17 protein-coding genes, 1 tRNA gene and 1 pseudogene are annotated in these 21,262 nt (G+C 61.4%); 9 read left to right on the top strand and 10 right to left on the bottom strand.

Features of this window, described 5'->3' with window-relative positions:
* Positions 1–141 precede the first annotated feature (141 nt).
* Positions 142–1,485: an IS1380 family transposase gene (locus tag HAP41_RS05865; protein WP_166104429.1), complete on the bottom strand. Its 1,344-nt coding sequence runs from the start codon at positions 1,483–1,485 to the stop codon at positions 142–144.
* A 568-nt stretch (positions 1,486–2,053) separates the two neighbouring features.
* Between HAP41_RS05865 and HAP41_RS05860 the strand changes: the two genes are divergently transcribed.
* Positions 2,054–3,478: a DUF1214 domain-containing protein gene (locus HAP41_RS05860; protein ID WP_166104433.1), complete on the top strand. Its 1,425-nt coding sequence runs from the start codon at positions 2,054–2,056 to the stop codon at positions 3,476–3,478.
* A 443-nt stretch (positions 3,479–3,921) separates the two neighbouring features.
* On the opposite strand, the pseudogene HAP41_RS05855 reads toward HAP41_RS05860, so the two are convergent.
* A pseudogene (locus HAP41_RS05855) lies at positions 3,922–5,195 on the bottom strand (IS256 family transposase).
* A gap of 409 nt (positions 5,196–5,604) precedes the next feature.
* Between HAP41_RS05855 and HAP41_RS05850 the strand changes: the two are divergent.
* Positions 5,605–6,243 (top strand): hypothetical protein, encoded by a 639-nt coding sequence (locus tag HAP41_RS05850; protein WP_166104438.1) that lies wholly within the window; start codon positions 5,605–5,607, stop codon positions 6,241–6,243.
* A 247-nt stretch (positions 6,244–6,490) separates the two neighbouring features.
* Here HAP41_RS05850 and HAP41_RS05845 read toward each other — a convergent pair whose 3' ends face one another.
* On the bottom strand, positions 6,491–7,753 hold the full coding sequence (locus tag HAP41_RS05845; protein ID WP_166104441.1) for a hypothetical protein: 1,263 nt from the start codon (positions 7,751–7,753) through the stop codon (positions 6,491–6,493).
* 691 nt (positions 7,754–8,444) lie between these two features.
* Here HAP41_RS05845 and HAP41_RS05840 point away from each other — a divergent pair.
* From HAP41_RS05840 to HAP41_RS05830, 3 genes are all read left to right on the top strand, one after another.
* Positions 8,445–8,519: transfer RNA gene (locus HAP41_RS05840), tRNA-Thr, on the top strand.
* 297 nt (positions 8,520–8,816) lie between these two features.
* Complete coding sequence (locus HAP41_RS05835) at positions 8,817–9,677, top strand: tyrosine-type recombinase/integrase (protein ID WP_166079017.1); 861 nt, start codon at positions 8,817–8,819, stop codon at positions 9,675–9,677.
* Positions 9,678–9,697: 20 nt separating this feature from the next.
* Positions 9,698–10,924: an IS91 family transposase gene (locus HAP41_RS05830; protein WP_166053869.1), complete on the top strand. Its 1,227-nt coding sequence runs from the start codon at positions 9,698–9,700 to the stop codon at positions 10,922–10,924.
* A gap of 281 nt (positions 10,925–11,205) precedes the next feature.
* On the opposite strand, the gene HAP41_RS05825 is transcribed toward HAP41_RS05830, so the two are convergent.
* Entirely contained in the window at positions 11,206–12,213 is a 1,008-nt protein-coding gene (locus tag HAP41_RS05825) for an outer membrane protein (protein WP_224580950.1), read from the bottom strand.
* 1,102 nt (positions 12,214–13,315) lie between these two features.
* On the opposite strand from HAP41_RS05825, the gene HAP41_RS05820 reads away from it, so the two are divergent.
* The gene (locus HAP41_RS05820; RefSeq protein ID WP_175618166.1) at positions 13,316–13,807 is read left to right on the top strand and encodes a septal ring lytic transglycosylase RlpA family protein; all 492 of its coding nucleotides are present in this window, start codon (positions 13,316–13,318) and stop codon (positions 13,805–13,807) included.
* A 96-nt stretch (positions 13,808–13,903) separates the two neighbouring features.
* Here the strand turns inward: HAP41_RS05820 and HAP41_RS05815 are convergent, their stop codons facing one another.
* The 4 genes from HAP41_RS05815 to HAP41_RS05800 all read right to left on the bottom strand — a co-directional run bounded on the left by HAP41_RS05815 (position 13,904) and on the right by HAP41_RS05800 (position 16,778).
* Positions 13,904–14,392 (bottom strand): cyclic nucleotide-binding domain-containing protein, encoded by a 489-nt coding sequence (locus HAP41_RS05815; protein ID WP_071909253.1) that lies wholly within the window; start codon positions 14,390–14,392, stop codon positions 13,904–13,906.
* 20 nt (positions 14,393–14,412) lie between these two features.
* Positions 14,413–15,359 (bottom strand): IS630 family transposase gene (locus tag HAP41_RS05810; protein ID WP_166063836.1). Its coding sequence is split into 2 segments (ribosomal slippage): positions 14,413–15,020 and positions 15,020–15,359, totalling 948 coding nucleotides; the frame shifts between segments, so codons are not numbered across the junction.
* A gap of 283 nt (positions 15,360–15,642) precedes the next feature.
* Positions 15,643–16,278 (bottom strand): ferric reductase-like transmembrane domain-containing protein, encoded by a 636-nt coding sequence (locus HAP41_RS05805; protein ID WP_166104446.1) that lies wholly within the window; start codon positions 16,276–16,278, stop codon positions 15,643–15,645.
* Positions 16,279–16,289: 11 nt separating this feature from the next.
* A complete protein-coding gene (locus HAP41_RS05800) occupies positions 16,290–16,778 on the bottom strand; it encodes a peptidase associated/transthyretin-like domain-containing protein (RefSeq protein WP_166104449.1) in 489 nt (162 codons plus the stop codon).
* A gap of 371 nt (positions 16,779–17,149) precedes the next feature.
* Here HAP41_RS05800 and HAP41_RS05795 point away from each other — a divergent pair, with 371 nt between their 5' ends.
* A complete protein-coding gene (locus HAP41_RS05795) occupies positions 17,150–18,895 on the top strand; it encodes a SulP family inorganic anion transporter (protein ID WP_166104452.1) in 1,746 nt (581 codons plus the stop codon).
* Between the two features lie 12 nt (positions 18,896–18,907).
* Here the strand turns inward: HAP41_RS05795 and HAP41_RS05790 are convergent, their stop codons facing one another.
* Both HAP41_RS05790 and HAP41_RS05785 read right to left on the bottom strand, forming a co-directional pair.
* Positions 18,908–19,237: a DUF3085 domain-containing protein gene (locus HAP41_RS05790; protein WP_224581059.1), complete on the bottom strand. Its 330-nt coding sequence runs from the start codon at positions 19,235–19,237 to the stop codon at positions 18,908–18,910.
* A gap of 114 nt (positions 19,238–19,351) precedes the next feature.
* Positions 19,352–19,501: a hypothetical protein gene (locus HAP41_RS05785; protein ID WP_166104460.1), complete on the bottom strand. Its 150-nt coding sequence runs from the start codon at positions 19,499–19,501 to the stop codon at positions 19,352–19,354.
* Positions 19,502–19,897: 396 nt separating this feature from the next.
* Here HAP41_RS05785 and HAP41_RS05780 point away from each other — a divergent pair, with 396 nt between their 5' ends.
* Positions 19,898–20,116: a hypothetical protein gene (locus HAP41_RS05780; protein ID WP_028151408.1), complete on the top strand. Its 219-nt coding sequence runs from the start codon at positions 19,898–19,900 to the stop codon at positions 20,114–20,116.
* A 126-nt stretch (positions 20,117–20,242) separates the two neighbouring features.
* Complete coding sequence (locus HAP41_RS05775; RefSeq protein ID WP_166104464.1) at positions 20,243–21,250, top strand: LLM class flavin-dependent oxidoreductase; 1,008 nt, start codon at positions 20,243–20,245, stop codon at positions 21,248–21,250.
* Positions 21,251–21,262 lie beyond the last annotated feature (12 nt).

Raw genomic sequence — 21,262 nt, 5'->3', positions numbered from 1 at the left:
ATTTTGGTCCGACTGGTGCATCCGCACACCTCCGCTGACGAGGCGCACAGGATTGCCTTCGGCTTTTCACCGCCTGACGACCGGTACTTTGCAACGCGCTTGAGGGATGGGTTGGGTGAACGCGGGCGGACGCCCCACCGGTCAAGGACCGAGCGGCAGCAGCGCGCCGGGCAAGCTGCGGATCAGGTCGGCTTCGGGACATGCCGCGGCGAACGCAAGGCGAATGCGGCTCTTGGTCTCGACAACCCGGGCGGCGATTTTCAAGAGCCGAAGACGCAGCGTCGCGAACTCGGCAGTGGCCAATTCCCGGACTTTGGGAATGGCGTCGCGCACGGTCAGCATCAGCCAATAAGCGGCGGTATGGAGAACGAGGCGGACTTGATTGGCGAGCGCCGAACGGCAACTGGTGCGATCGGAGGCGAGCTGCGTCTTATGCAGCTTGATCAGATTCTCGGCTTGGCCGCGCGCGCAATACAGGCTGTCGTAGATCCACTCGGCCGAGCCGACATCGAGGCTGGTGACGACGAAGCGGATGTCGAGGCCGAGCATCGTCGCCTCAATACGGGCGACGGTGCGTCGTTCGCGATCCCAGGACTTTGCCTTGTGGCGCGTCTCGGTATAGCCGCGCAGAACCGGCAGGTTCTCGATGGCGCGTCGCGTGCGGATGTCGTCGGCGACCGCGTCGACTTTTCTGGCGAGCGGCTTGGTGCCGGACAGACCGAAGATGTAGTCGATGCCGTTGGTCTCGCACCACGCCATTGCCTCCGGCCGGGCATAGTGCCCGTCGCCACGGAACGTAATTCGCGTGTTGTGCCACCGCGTCCGGATATGCCGTACCAGGCGGCGCAGATGGGCACGCACCTCGACGCCGCCCGGCGTCTTGCCGGGCCGCAGCACGACCGCCACGGGCCGGCTCTTCTCCGTGTCGTAGACGTGGATCGGCAGGAAGCAGCGTTCGTCATAATGAGCGTTGAACAGCGAGAGCTGCTGATGGCCGTGGACGACATCGCAGGTATCATCGATGTCGAGCGTGACGGATGCCGGCTCGCGCGGGTAGCTATCCATCCATGCGTCGACCAAAGTGTAGGTCAGTCGGATCACGTCGCGCAGGCGCGGAGCATTCTCCAGGCGCGACAGCGTCGGTTGGGAACACAGATCGCGACCCGTGTCCGGCAGCCGTCCGCAGGCCAGCTTGAATGCGGGATCGGACCGCAGATGATCGAGGTCGTCGGCGTCCTCGTAGCCGCAGCAGATCGCGAACATGCGCGCGCGGAACATATCGACCAGGCTGTGCACGACCCGCGTCGGATCGCGCCGATCCGGGAACACCCGGGCCAAATTGTCGGCCAAGCCGAGACGCCGCTCGGCCAGCGCCAGAAGCATCACGCCCCCGTTCGAGGTCAGCCGACCGCCATCGAAGGCAGCTGTGACTTTCTTGGCGTGAACGGCTGGAAACGAGAAGGGCAGAATCGTATCGTCGGTCATGGCGGGCGTGGTGTTCGCGGCTGAAGGTGATGGGGTTGGCTTTGCAACCGAATCCTACGCCGCATCAGCGCTTTACACCACGCTCGCCAGCCTCTCAGGCGCCCTCTGACGAATAAGACGGGTTAGCCTCAACACCGGTCATTCGCGTCCGTTTGGCGGGACCATGGCGACTTTCGGTCTACCCCCGTGAACGGACTTCTCATGATAGGCGGGCATGTCTCAAAGGGGCCGATAGTGTTGAAAAAGTTTTTCTGATGCGTTTTACGCGCGGCGACGTGAGGGACCATATCGATTCGTCCAAAATCGACCACGGACCTTCGTAGCGGAGCTGAATAGCGACGCAGGAGCAGAGAGGTCTAAAAATCTACTTTCGCGAGATTTTTAGGGTCGTTCGATTTTCGACTTTTGCAACAGTATCGGCCAACAACGCACATCCAGGCGGGCTTCGGGATTGGTCGATTATGCATAGTCAGCGGTCGCCAAGGCGCGTAGCCTCTCGAAGCCAGATCGATCTGGGAGCAGCGTACACGCGCTTGAGCACAACTCTAAACTGGAAGGAGTGCCGAAAATGTTCACGAAACGCGACTTCCTTCGCTCCGTCCCCCTTGCTGCAATCACCACCGTGGTGACGATGCCAAAATGTGCGCAAGCGCAGAGCGCACAAGTAAAGCTCGACCATGCGCAGGTCGATAACATTGTACGGCGATCATACCAATACGTCGCCATGTACAATGTAAATAACAAGGCAGCTATGGACGCGCAGAACCCCTTGAATACCAATGGCTGGAATAAGATTCACAAGTCTACGGAACTCGCCAACGCCAGCATGCACGCCATTGCTCGGCCAAACAATGACACCCTTTATCAAATCGCTATGCTTGATCTGAGAAATGAGCCGGTGATACTCGACGTTCCTGCATTCGACACTCGATATGCTTCGATGGAAACCTCCGCTTACGATGGCTATATCGACATACCGTTATCGACGAGGTCGGGCGACTATAAGGAACCTACGAAGCTTCTGTTCTATTCGGCTCGCACTCAAGGGTACACGCCGGATACCAAGGTCGCCGGGGTAGGTAAGTCGATAGCGATGACTGGCGATTTCGTTATCGCTTTCATCCGCGTCATGCCGGAATCCAGCAGCCCCGCAAAGCACGCCCGCATCCTTGAGCAGATCAAGGATTTGAAAGTCCAAACCCTGTCCGAATACCAGGGCAAGTCGGCCACAGCGTCAAGCAAGGTTCAATTTCCCGCTTACGGCGCGACCGACCAAGACACCTACGGCACCAACCTGCTGGAAGTGATGCAGTTCGTCTTTAACCACACTACCTTCGATTCACGTAACGAACTCGATCAGGCTTTGCTCGACGCCTACAAACCTCTCGGCGTAGAACCAGGCAAGACCTATGATGCAGCGAAGGTGTCGCCGATTGATGGCGCGACGTTCCGCCAAGTCTCAGAGGAAGTGAAGCGGGCAAACATCGAAATCTTGGGCGATCAGCGCAAGGCTGAGGAATTTCTCTTTCGCGCGTTTAAGCCGAAGGGCCACATGGACCTTGCAACTCTGGTGTTCCAGAACGTGATCGGGCCGATCGGTCAGCCAGCAGACGAAGCGCTGTATCTTCCCGTCAACCCCGCAGATAACAAGCCCATGAGTGCGTTGCATGACTACGTCATAAAGATGACAAAGGACGAACTGCCGCCTGCCTTGGCCTTCTGGTCAGTCACTCTTTACGACACGAAAAACGGCTGGTTCATCCCAAACAAGGAGAACAAGTATTCGGTCGGCCAAAATGCGGGATATAAACTGAACGCCGATGGCGGAATCGAAATCCGCATTGCTGCCAATAAGCCCGATGGTGTGCCGCCGGAAAATTGGCTACCGATCAACCGCGAGGACCAAGGGATCAGTCCCATGCTGCGGCTATATCAGCCCGATCTTGCGAAGGCGACGACTTGGAAGCCTCCGAAGGCACAGCTCGCGAGTTGAGGGGTGCGAAGTTGAGCTAGAGGCCAACCTCCCGAGATGGGTCAGAAGGCGATATCGCAGGAGACGGACGGGTAGACTGCTTTGTCCTCAAAAGCAGACATTGCTTTGATGAAAGGCTCCTTGCTCGCACGGGTGTACGGGGCGACCAGCTTGCCCTTCCATCTCTGACCAGTGACGACATCGCTGCCAGCGGAAGGTTGGTCAGTTGGACGCCCATGTGGAGATCAACCGGTAGTCTTCTTCCGCTCCAGCATTTGTTGCTCGACTTGATCCGCAAGCACGGTCAGATGTCCTGCGAGGCGGTCAAACAGTTCGCGCTTGGCCTTGTCGGTAGCGAGATCGCGGATCAGAGCGCATTCCGCCGCGTCCTTGTGCGGCGTCTCAAGCTGGGGATGTCCCGATCGCTGTTGAACTACGTCGGGTCGACGTTGCCGGAATGAATATTACGCAGCCCTCGTGACGTGGGCAACGGACTTGATTGTCATGCGATCGTGGTGAGCTTGAAGGGCCGCACGCAGAACCGACAATTGCTTATGCGCCTTCAATCGTCGGAAGCCCTTGTTGGCCTCGATCATACCGGCCGCGACCCATCGCAAGGCCATACCGGCATCCCGCCAGCGTTTAACGTTGCGCGTGACGCGGCGAATGGTGCCCATCATGTTCTCGGCGATATTGGTACAGGCGAGCGATCGGCGAAGCTCCTTCGGCAACTTCAACCGGACGACAGTCAGGATTTCGTCGAGGCCTTCGAGGATACTGGCCGCAACGCCGGGCCATTGCTGGTCGAGTCGACGCGCGAGATTGCGGATCAATTTTTCAGCCTTGTCGGCGTCATCGAGCTCCCAGGCCTGGCGCAGCACCCGGCGGGTGGCCGCATGATGCTCTTTCGGCAGGCGTTCCATGATGTTGCGCGCCTTGTGGATCTGGCAGCGCTGGATCGCAGCGGCCGAACCGAAGGTGCGGCGGATCGCCTTCGACAACGCCTTCGCGCCGTCGGCGATGAACAGTCTTGGCACCGTCGGGTCGAGCCCGCGCGAGACCAGGTTGTCCAGCAGGGCCTGAACCGTTGCTGCATTCTCGGTCGCCCCTCCACCAGCGCCAGCGGATGCTTGTTGCCTTCGCCGTCAACCCCGATCGCGGCCACCAGCACGAGATCGTCGTCGAGATGCAGCCCGTCGATTTGGACCACCAGAAGGTCGAGCGCGGACAGATCGGCAGCCATGAAGTCGGCCAGCCGCGCCGCCGACAGAGCCACGAACCTCCGCGAGGCCGCCGACTTCGAAATCCCCGATCCGGGCGGTGCCGGCACGTCACCCTCGGGCAGCCGGACGGCGCGGCCGAACCGGCGCGTCGACACATTGATCAGCATCAGGTTCATCGCCCAGCGACCGAGCCAGTCCTCCTGCGCCGCCGTTTCCCAGCTCGGGATCGTGACCTCGCGGCCGTCCATGCCCCGGACCCGCGGGCGATCGACCTCGATCTTGCCGCCGTGGAAACCGATCCGCCCCCGCGTTCGGCCCCAACGGTGCGCCCGCCGCGCCGCATCACGACCGTGGCGCGGCCCGCAGGCCGCTGTCACATCCGCCTCCATCATCGTGCCGAGCGCCTCGATTCCTGCCGCAAGGCAGAACCGATCGAAGCTCGCTCGCACTTCCGCAAATGATTTCTCCACAGCCCCGGTCGCCGGCCAACCAGCCGGTGTGATATCTCTCGTCATGGCGTTGCTCTCCTTTGTGGAATCAGCACCCCGAGCCTACCGGCTCAAGGTGGGCAACGCCGACCTCTTCAGAAATTCAACAGAACCCGGGACATCCCCCTCAAGCTAGTCGAGGGCGCTTAAGTGCGGCACGACCTTAATATAGTCGCAAACATATAGGATAATCCGAAATTGGTTTGCGGGACAGTGTTTGTCCTTGTGTTAGCCAATTGCTGCGATTCAATTGTACACAACATAATACCTTTCGGAGAGAATGCACCAAGTTACTACGCCCGCTCGCCTGCCTGTGGCGGAGCGGAATGCCATCGTTGTCGCTGCCGGTATCCCGTGTCAGGCCATTGGATGCCAGCAGAAGGCCACTCGTTGGTCGAACCTTTGCGGTCTATGTGAACGCCAGTTCCTGGAGGACATGAAGCCCGTCTTTGGCAAGCCGACCAAGGACCAACTCGCGGTGGCGGAAGCGGTGGTCAGGGATCATTTCGCGGACAAGATCGCCAGCGGCGTCTTCGATGACTGGTCATCACAGATCGGCAGAACGCTCTCACGCCCCCTATCGACGCTGCCCGCTCCGTTGGCGATGAAGCGGTACAAGTATCCTCGCCAGCGGTTCAATGCGTTGCTGGCCCTGCGGACACGGGATCGGGGAGTGCTAACCCGGCGAGGCGTCATCAACCTGCTGGCGTTCGCCCTCGTCGTGGATGCCCTAATCACGCCAACGATCCCTCAACCCGTCCGCAATGACTACATGATCGCGCTGCTTGGTCAGCGGTTCATGCGCCGAGAGGTCTATAGCAGGACGGTCAACCGCTATCGCAGCCGCCGTGAGAAGACCGGCGTTATCCGCTACGGCCCCAACGGGCCAGAGGAATTGACCCGGCTCATTGAGGAGGAAGTCCCCACCAAGGAATACTGCCGCATTCGACGTTCTGACCTTCGCTACCTTGGCCGACAGGTCTGGAAAACGCTGGAGAAGACCCTGCTGGCGGGAGGTCGAGATGGGACCGAGTGGCGAGCCTTGATGGACCGGGTCAGACAGCGGCTGGCCTGATCAGGCTCTCTGGTGGACAATGATCCATCATCTCATCGTGGTCATGAGTATTCACCGTAAGACGTGGCTCACCGCGTCCACCCGGTTCACTAGTCTATCAGGGTCTACAACGGGTAATTAATGATCATCATCAACGATGAAGGCCGGGTAGGACTACGTGAACCGGGTTAAGCTTGCTACCCCGGTGAACAGGGAGGTGAACCCACTGCTTACCCCATGTATGGGAAGCGTAAGGATCACCCCTGTCTCACGCCTTGACTGAGCAGGGTAACTCAACGCCCACGATGGCCTTCGACTGGTGCCGCATCACCTCAAGGGCAGTGTCCATCCTCGACAGGGGAACAAGTAGACCATCATGGAGGCCGAGCGCCGGGATGTTCTGTTCCATCAACTCACGCAGAACCGCCAGCAGTATCTCGCTCTCCTGCCACATCAGGCGATAGCCAAGGCCACGGCCCCACGCTCGCTCAAGAGCAGGATGAACGGTCAGGATCGCTTTCTTGGTCCTGTTGACCGTCCACCCATCAGGCAGCTTGCCTTGGATGGTATCGGCCCCCGCGATGTCAGCGCCGGTTTCGAGGCTGAACCCCATGTCTTGGGGCCATGTCCTGCGCTTCGGGGTCTCATCGAAAAGAAAGCAGTTCATGGCGAGCTTGACGCCGCTGCGGTGAGCCTCAAGACCGGGGATAGCGTAGAGGTCGCCAGCAGGCGGCTGGAGACACAGGTCAGCGTAGGCAAGTCTGGTAAACATCGATTGGTAGTCGAGGTCGATCACAGGCTCGCCGTTGATTCTGATCTGCTTCCGTCGCTCCTTCTTGAGCGACAACCAGAAGCCGCCGAACAGCCGTCCGACCTGATCGAACCGAAGTTCCTGCTCATCGAAGATGGTGAAGCGCCGGGTCAGCGTTCTGCTGTGCGGGTCCACCACCGGCTCAAGACCATCGTCGAGGAACGCGATGTCCGCTTGGTCGAGGAAGGCATTCAGTTCCCGCACTGCCGCCCGGTAGGCACGACTGGTAGACGTGTCTTCGTAGTCAACCTGTTTCGCGTCCTTTCTCGGTCGGCCTGTCTCCGGTGAGTACGAGCGCTTGACCCGGCGCAGCAGCACGACTTCTCTCGCGGGATCGGCACCAAAGTCTGCGAAGCTGATGCCCGATGACCGGACCATATCGCCAAATCTGCTGGTAGGCCGGATCGAATGCCTCTCGCCACGGAACGCGGCTGGGGTTTGACGGTGCAGCACGCCATTGGCCTCAAGCTGCGCCAACAAGTTCCGGTATGTCGTGCCGAATGCGGGGTTGTCGTACCTGCCTTTGCCGCGCTCGCCATTCCGGGTGTCGGTGGCAAGCCAGCCTGTCGGCAGCGGCGGATTTAGGATCGCGTAAGCCAGATTGCAGATCACGCCCTCCACGGCACGAACATGGTTCTGCTGGTCGTCAGGACGCCGCGCTCGCTGGCGCTGTTCTTGGCTTTCAAGGAGCGCCGTGACGTGCCGCACAAGTTGCTTCAACGGCTCGCTCCTGGCGATCAGCCATGGGTCGAACCATCGATGCTTTATGGGCCTCGCTCTCTTGGAGGTGGCCGTATTCGTCTGGTCCAGCATAGGGGCTGCGCAGTCTCACGTCAGGGCGAACTGCGGGCCACCCATCCCTCGATCATGGCCGTGGTGAGGCGGTGGTCGCTTGAAGCCACTGCGGCTTTTACGGGGGCAACCATCGCGGTACGGATCGATGCCAATATGGCACCGCTGGCTGCTGCTCACACGACTCTCAATCGCCCAGAGAAGACCGTGGATTCGTTTTCGCGGCTGTCGGGTAGTGGGGGGGGGTGCGGCAACAGGAAAACCGCACCAGCGGACTCCGCAGGACTCTGGGAGGGGAGCCGGTGCGTGAGATCTCGGTCGAGGCCATCACTCGCTGCCCGCGCTTCCTTGCGGTCGTCTGACCCATGCAAGGCGGATCAGCGCATGGGATACACGGCGATCCTGACCAGACCTGTAAGCGGCTCACCTTTCGCGACAAGCCTTTTTTCGCGACAAGCCTTTATCGAACGCGATGCCGAGCATCCCTCTTTATGATTGCTCACGGGACTGATACATAGCCAAAAAAGAGCGACGCAATTTCGGTGATCCGTTGCGGCACTTTGTGGGAAAGCTGCTCCCTTTCGTGGCCGTCAGGCCCGTTAGCAACATCCCAGCATCTGCTGCCGTAGCTCAGTGGTAGAGCACTCCATTGGTAATGGAGAGGTCGACAGTTCAATCCTGTCTGGCAGCACCAGTTTCCTCAGAAAATCGCCTTCTTCCGTTGCCCGGTTGCCTCCTGGGAGGGGCCGGACGTGTCGTCCGCCCCCTCCGATTCTCGCAGTGATCGAGCTGAGCTAGAAGCCGAAGCCGATGCCGCCGGCTGCGAGATGGTGCGATGTGCCGCCGAAGCTGGCCGTCCACGGGCTGGTCGCAGCATGAGCGGGATTGAACGAAGCCGCTGCCGCGGCGTAGGGGGCAAGGTGGCATAGATCGCCTCCTGGCTGAGAGGATGTGGGTGTTGGAGCCCACCCCCTCAGACAGGAGTATCGAGATGGCCGATTTGAGCCCTCTTCGCCGCCGCATGATCGAAGACATGACCGTCCGCAATCTGTCGCCGGCGACGCAAAGATCCTACATCAGCGCGGTTTCGAAGTTCAGCCGCTATTTTGGCCGATCGCCTGACCGGTTAGAGCTGGAAGACGTCCGCGCCTTCCAGGTGCATTTGGTCTCGACCGGCATCTCATGGCCGGCGCTGAACCAGATCGTCTGTGCGCTACGGTTTTTCTACGGCGTCACGCTCGGCGAGGCGCTCATCCCAGAGCGCATTCCCTATGCGCGAGAACCGCGCAAGCTGCCGGTCGTTCTCAGCGCCGACGAAGTGGTTCAGTTTCTTGAAGCGGTATCGAGCCTGAAGAGCCGCGCCGCGCTCACCACCGCCTATGCGGCCGGGCTCAGGGCCTCGGAGGTTGCGGGACTGCGGATCGAAGACATCGACAGCGCCCGCGGCGTCATCCAGGTGCGCCACGGCAAGGGCGCGAAGGATCGCAACGTGATGCTGTCGCCCCAGCTGCTGGGCATCCTGCGCACCTACTGGCGGCTCGCCCGGCCGCGGCTTTATCTGTTCCCTGGTCGTGACGAAGATCATCCGATCGATCAGACCGTGCTGCATGCCGCCTGCCGGTCGGCGGTGAAGGCTGCGGGCCTGACCAAGCGCGTCACGCCGCACACGCTGCGCCACAGCTTCGCGACACATCTTCTCGAGAACGGAACCGATATCCGGATCATCCAGGTCTTGCTCGGGCACAATAATTTGTCGTCGACAGCGCGCTACACGCAGGTCGCCACCGATACGATCCGAGCGACGCAGAGCCCGCTCGATCGCCTGTCGCTGGAGGTGACGCCACCTGGATGACCCGCAGCGGGATGCGGGTCATGACCCGCTCCGACATCCGCTCCAACAGGCCCGCCATCGAGATTGCCGATATTCTGCGCCGGCATGGCGACGCCTATCGCCGTGTACATGCCGGTCATCTGGGGCGGGTCGAGCGGCGCGTGATGAGCGCGATCGTTGCGTGCCGGACCGAGGCGCTCGGCGGCCACATGCAGGCTTGCGACGACTGCGGCACGACACGCGTTGCCTATAATTCCTGCCGCAATCGGCACTGTCCGAAGTGTCAGGGGAGAGCCCGAGCCGCGTGGCTCGCCGCGCGTCAAGCCGACCTGCTTCCGGTTCCCTATTTCCACGTCGTCTTTACACTTCCCGCACCGATCGCCGCGATCGCTTTCCAGAACAAGGCCGTCGTCTATGCCATCCTGTTCAAGGCTGCCGCCGAGGCGATGACGACGCTCGCCGCCAATCCACGCCGGCTCGGCGGTGCGATCGGCGGCGTCGCCGTCCTCCACACCTGGGGACAGACGCTGATGCATCATCCCCACGTCCATTGCGTCGTTCCGGGTGGCGGCCTCTCGCCCGATGGCGCGCGCTGGACCGCTTGCCGACCGAACTTCTTCCTGGCCGTCAAACCGTTGTCCAGACTATTTCGCACACTTTTTCTCAAACGTCTGTCGGCAGCCTTCAACTCCGGTGCCTTGCGTTTCTTCGGCGATCTCGGAGCTCTGGCCGAGCCGGCTGCCTTTGCGGCCCACCTCGACGCCATGCGACGCATCAACTGGGTTGTTTACGCCAAGCGGCCCTTCGGCGGACCCGCACAGGTCCTGGCCTATCTCGGCCGCTACACCCATCGCGTCGCGATCGCCAACAGCCGGCTCGTCGCACTCGACGACGATCATGTCGCCTTCTCATGGAAGGACTATCGCCAAAACAGCGCGACAAAGATCATGAATCTCAAGCCCGATGAGTTCATTCGCCGTTTCCTGCTTCATACGCCGCCTGACGGCTTCCACCGCATCCGCCACTTCGGCTTCATGGCCAACCGCCATCGCGCTGCCAAGCTCGCCCTTTGCCGCGAACTTCTCGATCATGAGCGAACAGCCCCAAACGATGGCCAGCCGTCGCCTGTGGATTCGGAGGCTCAAACCTGGGCCGAGGTTCCTGCCTGTCCCGATTGTGGTGGCGTCATGCGCATCATTGAGCGCTTTCGACATAGCTTCAGACGCCCCAGCCCTCGAACATCACCGTTCCGATGCGACACATCGTGAGCCAAGTCATGTCGTGCACGACGATCATCATTCGTCATTTCGCTCCCAGCGTCTCGATCATCGCGGACGATGTCGAATCCGTGCTGTCACACTGCGCGACAACAACCGTCCGATGCAGCAAAAGGCCTATCGCGATCTCAGGCGAAGCGCGTCTGATCTCAACTCTTCCAGGATGCGCACTCCTGTGTCTCTGCCTCACGCGCCGAGCCAGCAGATCGGGCATGGCGATCTCGAACAATCCCCATAGCTGCAAAACCGCGAATAGCCTCCCGCGCCTTCGTTCAATCCGGCTTCAATGAGGTCGCGTCATAAGCGCCTGCCGCGCCCTCGCGTGAGCGCGACCTCACAGAACCCTCCAGATTCACGGTGGAGCCGAAAACCTGATTCACATCGCCGACGTACAGATAGCGGTACTCGCCGAACAGGTAAGCGCCGCTGTTGCCGAGAGCGAAGCGCGCACCGGCCTTGGCCTGTGCCGCAAAGGTCCAGGCTGAGGAGTCCGGACGCTCGTTGAAGTGGTTGATGCCAGGCTCGGCCGGGTCGGTCTGTGTGGACGTGGCGCCGTTGATGGAGACGTTCGCGGCCCCGATCCCGCCACCGATATAGGGCGTGATGCCTTGATAGGGCGTGTTGAAGCCGACAACCATGTTCGCCAGCAGCACCGTGGTGCGCGTCGGGAAAGTCGTGTCGAAGGAGTGCTCTGCAAATCGGTCTGTGGGGGTCACCAACGTCGCACGCGGCTGGTTACCTGCCAGATAGAAACCTTCGATCTCCAAAGCGGGCCGCAGATACGTACCATACGACCATTCATAACCGAGATGCGCGCCACCGAACCCGACGCCGCCGCTGCTAGTCCGCCCTGTGGCGTCGACAGCCAAGGGGCCCCCGACGGCCTCAACGAAAAAGACGGTGCCGAGCTGGCTGACGTCAGTGCCGCCGCGACTGCCGCCGCCACCGAACACACCGACATAGGCACCGCCGGTGCGCGCCGGCACGACTGCGGGTCCCTTGTTGTACATCGCATAAGCCTGCGCGGGCGGTGCTACCGCAACCGTCTCCCTCGCGGCGTCGCGTCCGGCTGGCTTGGCTGCCGGTGCAGTCGCCTCTCGCGGAGTGACCGTGCGCCGCTCCTGTTTGGCCTGCTTCAATTCGGCGCGCAGCTCGGAGATGGTCTGCTGCTGCGCTTTCAGCATGCGAAACAGTTCGGCGTTGGAGGGAACGTCCTCGGCATGGGCGGCGCTCGCCGTCATCAATCCCGCGGCCACGATGAAACATTTACGCGCTGTCATTTGATACCCCGCCCCTCGGTTGCAAATCATCGCTGACACTATGGAACCTGGTCAGGCCATCGCAAAGATATCGCGTCCGCGGATGCGACCGTTTGAGGCACCTAAGCTGGCGATTACGAACGCATGTGGATTTTGAGCGACACGCACCCCGCGTCTCGATCAATCCCATCGGGCAACACGATTCTCAATTCACGCATGAAGCGGCATTCTCGCGGCATGAAACGCCCGAGTTTTGCTCTCCTCTTTCGCCCTCTTCCGTGAAGAGGGCGCAGGGAAGGCCGGGTGCCGGCTGGCACCCATGATCCGCTGCGCCAGGAATTTGCACACGCAAATGCGCAGGCGGGAAACAGGTGGGCCGGAAAAACACCCGGCCTTCCCTGCGCGATGGTCTGACGGCTTATGCGCGCTCTCCCCGGAGCCGAGTTCCTTCTGGCCTCCGTCACCTCGCGAATTGGCGATGCCTCGAAACCCGGTAGAGCCCCGATCCATCTCCGCAAGGCTTGACCGTAGCAACGACGGTCAGGACCACACGTTTTCGCCGTACGCAGCGATCCAGCTCCGCCCAAGGGCTTCGCTGGACACAGGCGCCGTCCGTCCCGCACGCAGTCAAGGCCCTCACGAGGTTCATCTCGCCCTGGTCCCGCATTCGCGTGCCCGGCACTGCCGCGTCCACCGCACCCCGGCCCACGTTCGTGACGACGTACGATCGCCCCTCTTCTCGGGCCGGGATGGCGGAGACAATGCCGCAATTCCGAATTTCGGTAAAGTGGAATATTTTTACTGCAGAGGATTGACGGGTTTGTGCGAGCGGCGGGTGTTTTGCCCGACGCATCAATTAGCGCGAGCGTGTCGGCTTGTGGCGACATCGCATTTGTCACTCACCGCAGGTTCCATCAGGTCATGCTGCTGACGCATTCTCTGTCTTAGTCGGGGACAACCTAAAACACTGCGTGCGGACCGCTCTGGTTCGCACATCGGTTCCGTAGCCAGGGGTTGGCTCGAATCCGCAAAGCACTGGTGCAAGTTCGTGAACGCTTCCGCGTTCGCTTGACCATGCTTGCGGTGTCGGAACCGGACGATCGAAAAAATCACAGGAGTTATAATGCTGTTCCGCTCGAGCGCCGCAATTTGCGGCGCCCTGGTTGCGCTTGCCGTTTCTGTTCCCGTTGATCGAAGTGAAGCGTGTGAAGTTCACTCAAGCGCCGTCGTCGATGCCGCCTCCGGGCAGGCGATCGTTGGCGCCGCATCCATGTACAATCCGTTCAAGCCCGGCAAGGAAGAGGGCGGTCCGAACACAGCCTCCGGCGAGCGCTATGATCCCTCTGTCTGGGCGGCTGCCATCAAGACGAATTTGCGCGGGAAATTTGGCGGGGTCCAATTTGGCGCGAGGCCGAAATATGCCCTCGTCGAGGCCGTCGGCAAGAAGGTCATCGTCAAGATAAATGACGTGGGGCCATTAAGGCCTGGCCGCATCATCGACCTCAACGAGCGGACGATGCGCCATTTCGATCCAAGCCTGGAACTCGGAGTCATTGTTGGCGTAAGGGTCAGTCCACTTTCAGGGGACGATTGGATCCCGGGACCGGTGGGCTGAACGTCCCACGCGAAGTGGCGTGGCCCGGATGGAGCGCGAGCGTAATCCGGGACCGTCAGCCGCGGAGCGAACTTGCGGCGGCGCAGAGAAGCACAGTCATCTCGCGGGGGTTTCGTCTTCGTCCGCCTGGTGTCCGGTGAGGCGATCGTCGGCACGGCGCAGCCGCCGGCATAGCTCTCGATTGACGTTCTGCAGGACGATCACATAGGCGTGGATATCGGCCTTGTAGCAAGCGTAGAGCTTTTGCGCCGTCAGCTCGTACAGCACCGTCGGACTCTCCGCGACCACCGTTGCGGAACGATTCTGCATTTCAATCAGCGTCATTTCACCGAAGAAATCGCCAGCCTCCAGAACGGAAATCGGGATGACGTTCCCCGAGTTCGCCCGCTTGCTCACCGCCAGCCGGCCGGACTTGACGATGAACAGCGAGCGTCCCGGCTCGCTTTCCGCCACGACGGTCGCGCCGGCATCAAAGCGGCACTCGACCAGCATCGAAATCAGCAGGTCGAGGCTCGGGTCCGGAAGACCGCCGAAGAACGGCGTCGCGAGCAGGAACGTTTTCAGCTCGGGGGCACTGACAACCATCGCGCTAGAGCGTTTTCCGATCACGTTGCGTCGTAACCAGCCGCGACGAGATAATTTTGACATTCCTCGGGTGAGAAGCGTTTGAGAGCGTTGGCGATTGCTTGCCAGAGATCGGGCATGGTGCGGGCTGCGGCGGTCCGCAACAGCGCTTTCAGTTTGGAGAAGGCCATTTCAATCGGGTTGAAGTCTGGACTGTAGGGCGGAAGATAGAGCAGGCTAGCTCCGACCGCCTGGATGGCCTCTCGAACGCCATGGACCTTGTGAGCGGGCAAGTTGTCCATGATAACGGTATCGCCCGGCCGCAGCGATGGGGCGAGCAATTGCTCGACGTAGGCCAGGAAAGCGTCGCCATCCATTGGACCGTCCAGAACAAGCGGCGCGATCAGACCGTCGGAGCGCAATCCAGCGGTGAACGTCGTCGTCTTCCAATGTCCGTGTGGGATAGCTGCACGACATCGCTCGCCGCGTGGCGAGCGCCCGTAACGCCGCGCCATTTTGGTGTTGGCGCTGGTTTCGTCGATGAAGACGAGACGCTCAGGGTCAAGGTCGATTTGCCCTTCGAACCACTCCTCACGTGCGGCATTTATATCGCCGCGCCGTTGCTCGGCGGCGTGCGCTGTCTTTTTTTAAGTGTGATCTTTCTGCGCTGGAAAAAACGCCAGAGCGACGCGATGCCAGTCGATATTCCACGACGTTTCAACAGTTCTCGCAACTCGGCAAGCGTGATATCCGGCCTCGCTGTCACCGCCTCCAGAATCAATTGCGAATGCGCTTCGATGCGCTGCGATTTGCGGTCACCGCCCTGGCGTTTAGGAACGATGTCGCCAACTTTCTTGAGGCGACCGCGCCAGCGGATCGCACTGGCCGCGCTGACACCAAAGCGCTCAGCAGCCTGTCGACAGGACATGCCACCGTCAATCGCGGCTACCACCCTTTGGCGAAGATCAACCGAAAGCGCCCTGGCCATACATGCTGGCCTCCCTCGCCAGCATGCAGCTTGAATCTGACTCGCGCCGTTTTGGGAATCCCCACCCGATTCTTTCCGGTCGGAAAATGCTCTAGGATACGCCCCGTCGCTATCTGCGGCAAGCGGAGCGGAGATCGGCGCTGACGACGCCGAACGTGTTTGAACAAGGCGGTCAGCAAAAGTTTCGTAGGATGGTAGAGCGCTAGCGAAACCCATCATGCTTCCGCGCAGACAAAGTGCGATGGGTTTCGCTTCACTCTACTATGCGCTACGCGCGGCCATGTCACCGCGGCGCAGTGCTCTCGCCGCGCAAGGTCCTTCGCTTTCGCCACACCTGCAGGTCGATCATGACTTTTACGGTTGCCGCGAGGACGAGCGCGCAGAGTGCCGCCTTCGAGATCGTCTCCATCGTCCCCTCGATCAGCAGGCAATGGACCACGCTGCCTGCGACGATGACGATCGCCAGCGGCATGTGAATGAAGCGCCAGGTTCGCGGTCGCAGTCCCAATCGCCGGCGCAGGGCGGCCAAAAGCGCGACCGCGAAGATGGCCCACATCGCGGTCACGCCAAAGGGAGAGAACGGCGTCGGCGATGAGAAGGTCAGCGCGTCGATCATGTCGGGCGGGCTGGTGATCCAGAGGCCAACGACATGGATCACGATCGCTGCGACCAGCGCGCCGCCGATCCAGTGATGCGCACGCCGTCCGCGATAGGCCGGAAATCCCGGCAGATATCCGCCAATCAGCAGGGGCTGAACGAGCACGAGGCCGAGGGCAACAATCCCCGCAAACCCGGCCAGGATGTAGAGCGAACCGCGCCATGCGAGCTGCTCGCTTCCCGCTGCCGCGGCGATCGGCACGCTGGCCAAAGCAAGGGCAACCCAGATCAGGATCACCCGGGCCAGTCTCCACCCCTTCATTCGCAACCCGGTCAGGCCGGCTGCAGGATGAAGTGCGCTTCCAGGCTCGTCTCCTTCGCGCTCCGCATCACCGGCCGCAGAAAGACGGTCTTGAACTCACCGCTGTCATAGGCGAGGTGACCATGCGGCTGGCCAAAGATCGGAATGATCTGCGGCATCTCGAGCCGGAACTTGCCGTCCTTGTCGGTGAGCGTGGCGCCATGACTCTGCGGCTCGTGTTCCTGCCCTTCGGTCGTGTGCGCCCAGATCTGAATGCGCTGCCCGGCAAGTGGAGCCCCGTCGCCTGCGCGGCGTACGGTGCCGCTCATCCAGAAGCTGCCCTTGCCGATCCGGTCCACGATCGCCGCGCCCTTGCGGTAGTTGTTCGCGCCACCCGACATCGACTCGGTCGGTGCGAGGCCTTCCGCACGGGCAGGCAACAGGAGCCCGGACACCCCGGCCGCCAGGACCGAGCCGCCGGCGGCGAGGAGATAGCGTCGGTTGAGTACGACCATGGTCATGTCAGTTCCTCCTCGCGACCCCAGCAGCTGTTTCACCAAGGGTACAACAACAGGCGCAAAACGCCCAGTTGAGACAACGGGCGCACCAGGTCGCAATAACAGGGTTGTGAACGGAGGCACAGGCCACTCAAACAGCCGCGAACGAACGCCATTCTCGCGGCATGAAACGCCCGAGTTCGGTTTTGGTCCTTCCCCCTCGACCGTGAAGAGGGCGCAGGGAAGACTTGGTGCCGGCTGGCACCCATGGCCCGCTGTGCTGCTTCGGCCATAGCGCCGGGCCACTGTTCAGCCTGCTGCGGGCGTAATAGCCTGATCGGTCCAACACATCATGCGGGGCAAACTTGCTCAATGCGGGCTGGGAGAAGCCATCAATGAAGCGCTGGTTGCCCGGACTCGACACTCTCCGTCGATATGAAGCAGCATGGCTTCCGCACGATATCTTCGCCGGCATCGTCCTGGCGACAATGCTGGTCCCGGTCGGCATTGCCTATGCAGCTGCATCGGGCCTGCCGGGCATCTACGGTTTGTACGCAACGATCGTGCCGCTGCTCGCCTACGCGCTGTTCGGCCCAAGCCGCATTCTCGTCCTTGGCCCGGACTCGGCGCTGGCGGCAATACTCCTTGGAGTCATCGCTCCCTTGGCTCAGGGCGATCCCCTGCGGGCCGTGACACTCGCGGGCATGATGGCGATTGTCTCAGGGACGGTCTGTATCCTGGCAGGTGTCGCGCGCCTTGGCTTTATCACCGAGCTTCTCTCGAAGCCGATACGCTACGGGTATATGAACGGAATTGCCCTGACCGTATTGATCAGCCAGCTGCCCAAGCTCTTCGGCTTTTCCATCGAGAGCGAGGGGCCACTGCGAAGCCTGTGGGCGATTGTCAGCGCGATCCTTGGGGGGCGGATAAACTGGGTCGCGTTCGCGATTGGCCTCGCCACGTTGATCGTGATCCTGCTTCTCAGAAACAACAAGCGGGTACCGGGCCTTCTGATTGCGGTCGTTGGGGCTACGCTCGTCGTCGGGGTGCTTGATCTCGGGACGCAATACGGCGTCAAGGTACTGGGCCCCCTTCCCCAGGGCCTGCCGGGTTTCGTTGTCCCATGGATCACCTCCAGCGACCTCGTGCCGGTGCTGATCGGCGGTTGTGCAGTAGCGATGGTTTCGTTTGCCGATACGAGCGTACTTTCACGTGCCTATGCTGCGCGATTGGGGTCTCGGGTCGATCCCAACCAAGAGATGGTCGGGCTCGGTGCCGCCAATTTGGCGACGGGATTTTTCCAGGGCTTCCCGATCAGCAGCAGTAGTTCACGGACACCCGTTGCGGAAGCCGCCGGTGCCCGCACTCAACTCACCAGCGTCGTAGGCGCGTTTGCCATCGCGTTGCTCCTCCTGGTCGCGCCGAGCCTGCTCCAACATTTACCCACCGCCGCATTGGCCGCCGTCGTCATCGCATCGGCGATTGGCTTGATTGAAGTTGCCGACCTCAAACGAATCTATCGCATTCAACGGTGGGAATTCTGGCTGGCGATCGTCTGCTTTGTCGGTGTAGCAGTGCTCGGAGTCATTCCAGGAATTGGTCTTGCGATCGCAATCGCTATCATCGAGTTCCTGTGGGACGGTTGGCGCCCACACTCCGCCGTATTGGGGCGCGCCCACGGCGTCAAAGGCTATCACGACATCACACGATATCCGGATGCGCGCCGGGTCCCCGGGCTGGTCCTGTTTCGCTGGGATGCTCCTCTGTTTTTTGCCAACGCCGAATTCTTCAGGGAACGCGTCCTGGATGCCGTAGCGACATCGCCAACACCCGTGCGTTGGCTAGTTGTTGCCGCGGAGCCGGTCACGAGCGTAGACGTCACCGCCTGCGACGTGGTTGCCGAACTGGACCGATCGTTGCACGCGCAAGGCATAGAGTTTTGTTTTGCCGAACTCAAAGATCCCGTGAAGGACAAGCTGAAAAGATTTGGCCTCTTCGCGCAGCTTGGAGAGAATTACTTCTTCCCGACAATCGGCGTAGCCGTCGCCCGCTATCTCGAAACCAACAACGTGGAATGGGAGGACGACGATGTGCAGGGCTTGGAGAGAGTAGCGGGCCAAGATACCGCGTCTGGTCCTTAGCCGAGATCAGACTCAAACCCGACAACTGCGTCCTGACGTGGTGTAATTTTTGTCCCGGATGCGCAGCGATTGCAGTCGTATGCTCGCCGTCCCTTTTTCGACGACAGCCACCGTCATCGTGTCGGGCTCGAAGGTCACCTCGAGGTCGGCGCCCGCATCGACGGCAGTGCCGATCATCACCAGATCGACGAATTCCCTCCCATCGTTATCGCCGAAGATGGCGCGCTTGATACCCAACCAACTTTGGACCGGCACCCTGACCGGGTCGCATTCGTTTGCGTAGGCCAGAGTCACGCTGCCCCGAGGCCTGGCGCCGTTGTGCGAGATAGATGCCTTGGCCACCGACAAGCCAGAAACCGGGCGAATCTCGACCGTTCATGGCTCGCACCGAAACCGGCCATTGCCGGACGGCCTCGTTCCAGAGCGCCTTCAGCCTTGCATGAGGGAAGGTCAGCTTCACTGAAGTGGGTTCCGCCGAGCTGCGTAGTTACGAGTTGCGATCGCGGCGATCACCACGACGGCTTCGACGTAGGCAGCTTTGCTGTTGTCGGCGACGGAAAACCCAGCGTCCGTCAGCGCGGTGCGTTCCTGTTCGTCAAACTTCACGGCGTCATCTCGTGTCTGGAGGACGCCCCCGCGACTCGCGGTTTACCCACACCGCTTACGGAAACCTCGTTAAATCGCATTAAGGTTGTGAAGGATCGGCAATGTCCGGCGACGACGGGAGCCCGACGACTCAAGCGTCACGGCTGCGCGAACGAGACCCAAGCCATTGAATGATCCTTCTTGTCAGCGCCGCATCCCTCAATATTCAGCAGGCATCCATTGGTGGCGCCGCAGCGCCCTGCCGCGACTGCGTCCAGATGTCGCGCTCCTCGTCCATGGTCAGGACGATCAGCATCGGCTTCGGCCGGATCGGTAGTTACCGCGATTTAACTGGCTGATCTCTCCGGATCGGGCGAGGGCTGCACGCGAGCACACCGTCCGCGAGAACGACCAACAATGCCGGAAATTGAAATCACCGACGAGTGCCGCGCTCTGATTGCGGCCGAGTTCCCGTCCGACGATACTGGACAACGCCTGGCAAGCGGCAAATGGCAGATACAGATCGATGAGGTGACGTGGCAAATGCTGCACAAGGCACGCCGGCCCGGCGAGTCAGTATCGGACTGCATCATTCGCGTTATCATCATCATCCAGCACAAGCGCGGCTTGCTGTAGCTGCCGCCAACGGGAAAGGTGCCGGCCACATCTCGACCGACTGAAAAGCGCGCGCTAACATTTCCATAATGAGCCACTACATGTGAGGCCGCAGCGCACATCGCACTCCCACCCGGTACGCCAAACATGATCCCCTTCTCCGTGCTCGACCTCGCTCCCATCCGAAGAGGTGGCGATGCGGCGCAGGCGTTCCGCAACTCGCTCGACCTCGCCCAGCATGCCGAGACCTGGGGCTACAAGCGGTTCTGGCTGGCCGAGCATCACAACATGACGGGCATCGCGAGCGCGGCGACGTCGGTGGTGATCGGGCATGTCGCGGGCGGGACCAGGACGATCCGGGTCGGGTCCGGCGGGATCATGCTGCCGAACCATTCGCCGCTGGTCATCGCCGAGCAGTTCGGCACGCTGGAGTCGCTCTATCCCGGGCGCATCGATCTCGGGCTCGGCCGCGCGCCGGGCACCGATCAGTTCACCGCGCGGGCATTGCGGCGCGACCTCGCCACCAGCTCAGAGAACTTTCCGCATGACGTGCTGGAGTTGCAGGCGCTGCTCGGTGATGTCCAGCCGAACCAGGCGATCCGCGCCGTGCCCGGCTTTGGGACGAAGGTGCCGCTCTGGATCCTGGGATCGAGCACCTTCGGCGCGCAGCTTGCCGCGATGCTCGGGCTGCCGTTCGCGTTCGCCTCGCACTTCGCGCCTCAAATGATGATGCCGGCGCTGCGCGAATATCGGGCGCGCTTCGAGCCGTCGGCGCAGCTCGACACGCCTTACGCGATGGTCGGCGTCAACGTGTTCGCCGCCGAGAGCGACGCGGAGGCGCAGCGGATGTTCTCCTCGCTCCAGCAGCAGTTCATCAATCTGCGCCGCGGCACGCCCGGCCCGCTGCCGCCGCCGGTCGACGACATGGACGCGCTGTGGTCACCGGCCGAGAAGGCTATGGTTGGCCAGTCGCTGTCCTGCTCCGCCATAGGTTCGCCTGAAACGGTCGAGGAGAAGCTGAAGGCGCTGATCGCCGAGACCGGCGCGGACGAGCTGATGACGACGGGCCAGATCTACGACCACGCCGCGCGGCTGCGCTCGTTCGAGATCGCAGCCGAGATGCGCGACCGGCTGGCGGCACGGCCGGCGGTGTGAATCAATTCCGCC

Source organism: Bradyrhizobium barranii subsp. apii, from assembly GCF_011516635.5.
Classification (GTDB): Bacteria; Pseudomonadota; Alphaproteobacteria; order Rhizobiales; family Xanthobacteraceae; genus Bradyrhizobium; species Bradyrhizobium barranii.
The sequence above is the reverse complement of the archived record's forward strand: the minus strand, read 5'-3'. Positions and strand labels throughout refer to the sequence as shown.

What these genes read in the sequence shown, in the direction of transcription:
- HAP41_RS05865 (WP_166104429.1), bottom strand. Translation starts at nt 1,485, where the DNA reads ATGACCGACGATACGATTCTGCCCTTCTCGTTTCCAGCCGTTCACGCC.
- HAP41_RS05860 (WP_166104433.1), top strand. Translation starts at nt 2,054, where the DNA reads ATGTTCACGAAACGCGACTTCCTTCGCTCCGTCCCCCTTGCTGCAATC.
- HAP41_RS05850 (WP_166104438.1), top strand. Translation starts at nt 5,605, where the DNA reads ATGAAGCCCGTCTTTGGCAAGCCGACCAAGGACCAACTCGCGGTGGCG.
- HAP41_RS05835 (WP_166079017.1), top strand. Translation starts at nt 8,817, where the DNA reads ATGGCCGATTTGAGCCCTCTTCGCCGCCGCATGATCGAAGACATGACC.
- HAP41_RS05830 (WP_166053869.1), top strand. Translation starts at nt 9,698, where the DNA reads ATGACCCGCTCCGACATCCGCTCCAACAGGCCCGCCATCGAGATTGCC.
- HAP41_RS05825 (WP_224580950.1), bottom strand. Translation starts at nt 12,213, where the DNA reads ATGACAGCGCGTAAATGTTTCATCGTGGCCGCGGGATTGATGACGGCG.
- HAP41_RS05820 (WP_175618166.1), top strand. Translation starts at nt 13,316, where the DNA reads ATGCTGTTCCGCTCGAGCGCCGCAATTTGCGGCGCCCTGGTTGCGCTT.
- HAP41_RS05815 (WP_071909253.1), bottom strand. Translation starts at nt 14,392, where the DNA reads ATGGTTGTCAGTGCCCCCGAGCTGAAAACGTTCCTGCTCGCGACGCCG.
- HAP41_RS05805 (WP_166104446.1), bottom strand. Translation starts at nt 16,278, where the DNA reads ATGAAGGGGTGGAGACTGGCCCGGGTGATCCTGATCTGGGTTGCCCTT.
- HAP41_RS05800 (WP_166104449.1), bottom strand. Translation starts at nt 16,778, where the DNA reads ATGACCATGGTCGTACTCAACCGACGCTATCTCCTCGCCGCCGGCGGC.
- HAP41_RS05795 (WP_166104452.1), top strand. Translation starts at nt 17,150, where the DNA reads ATGAAGCGCTGGTTGCCCGGACTCGACACTCTCCGTCGATATGAAGCA.
- HAP41_RS05780 (WP_028151408.1), top strand. Translation starts at nt 19,898, where the DNA reads ATGCCGGAAATTGAAATCACCGACGAGTGCCGCGCTCTGATTGCGGCC.
- HAP41_RS05775 (WP_166104464.1), top strand. Translation starts at nt 20,243, where the DNA reads ATGATCCCCTTCTCCGTGCTCGACCTCGCTCCCATCCGAAGAGGTGGC.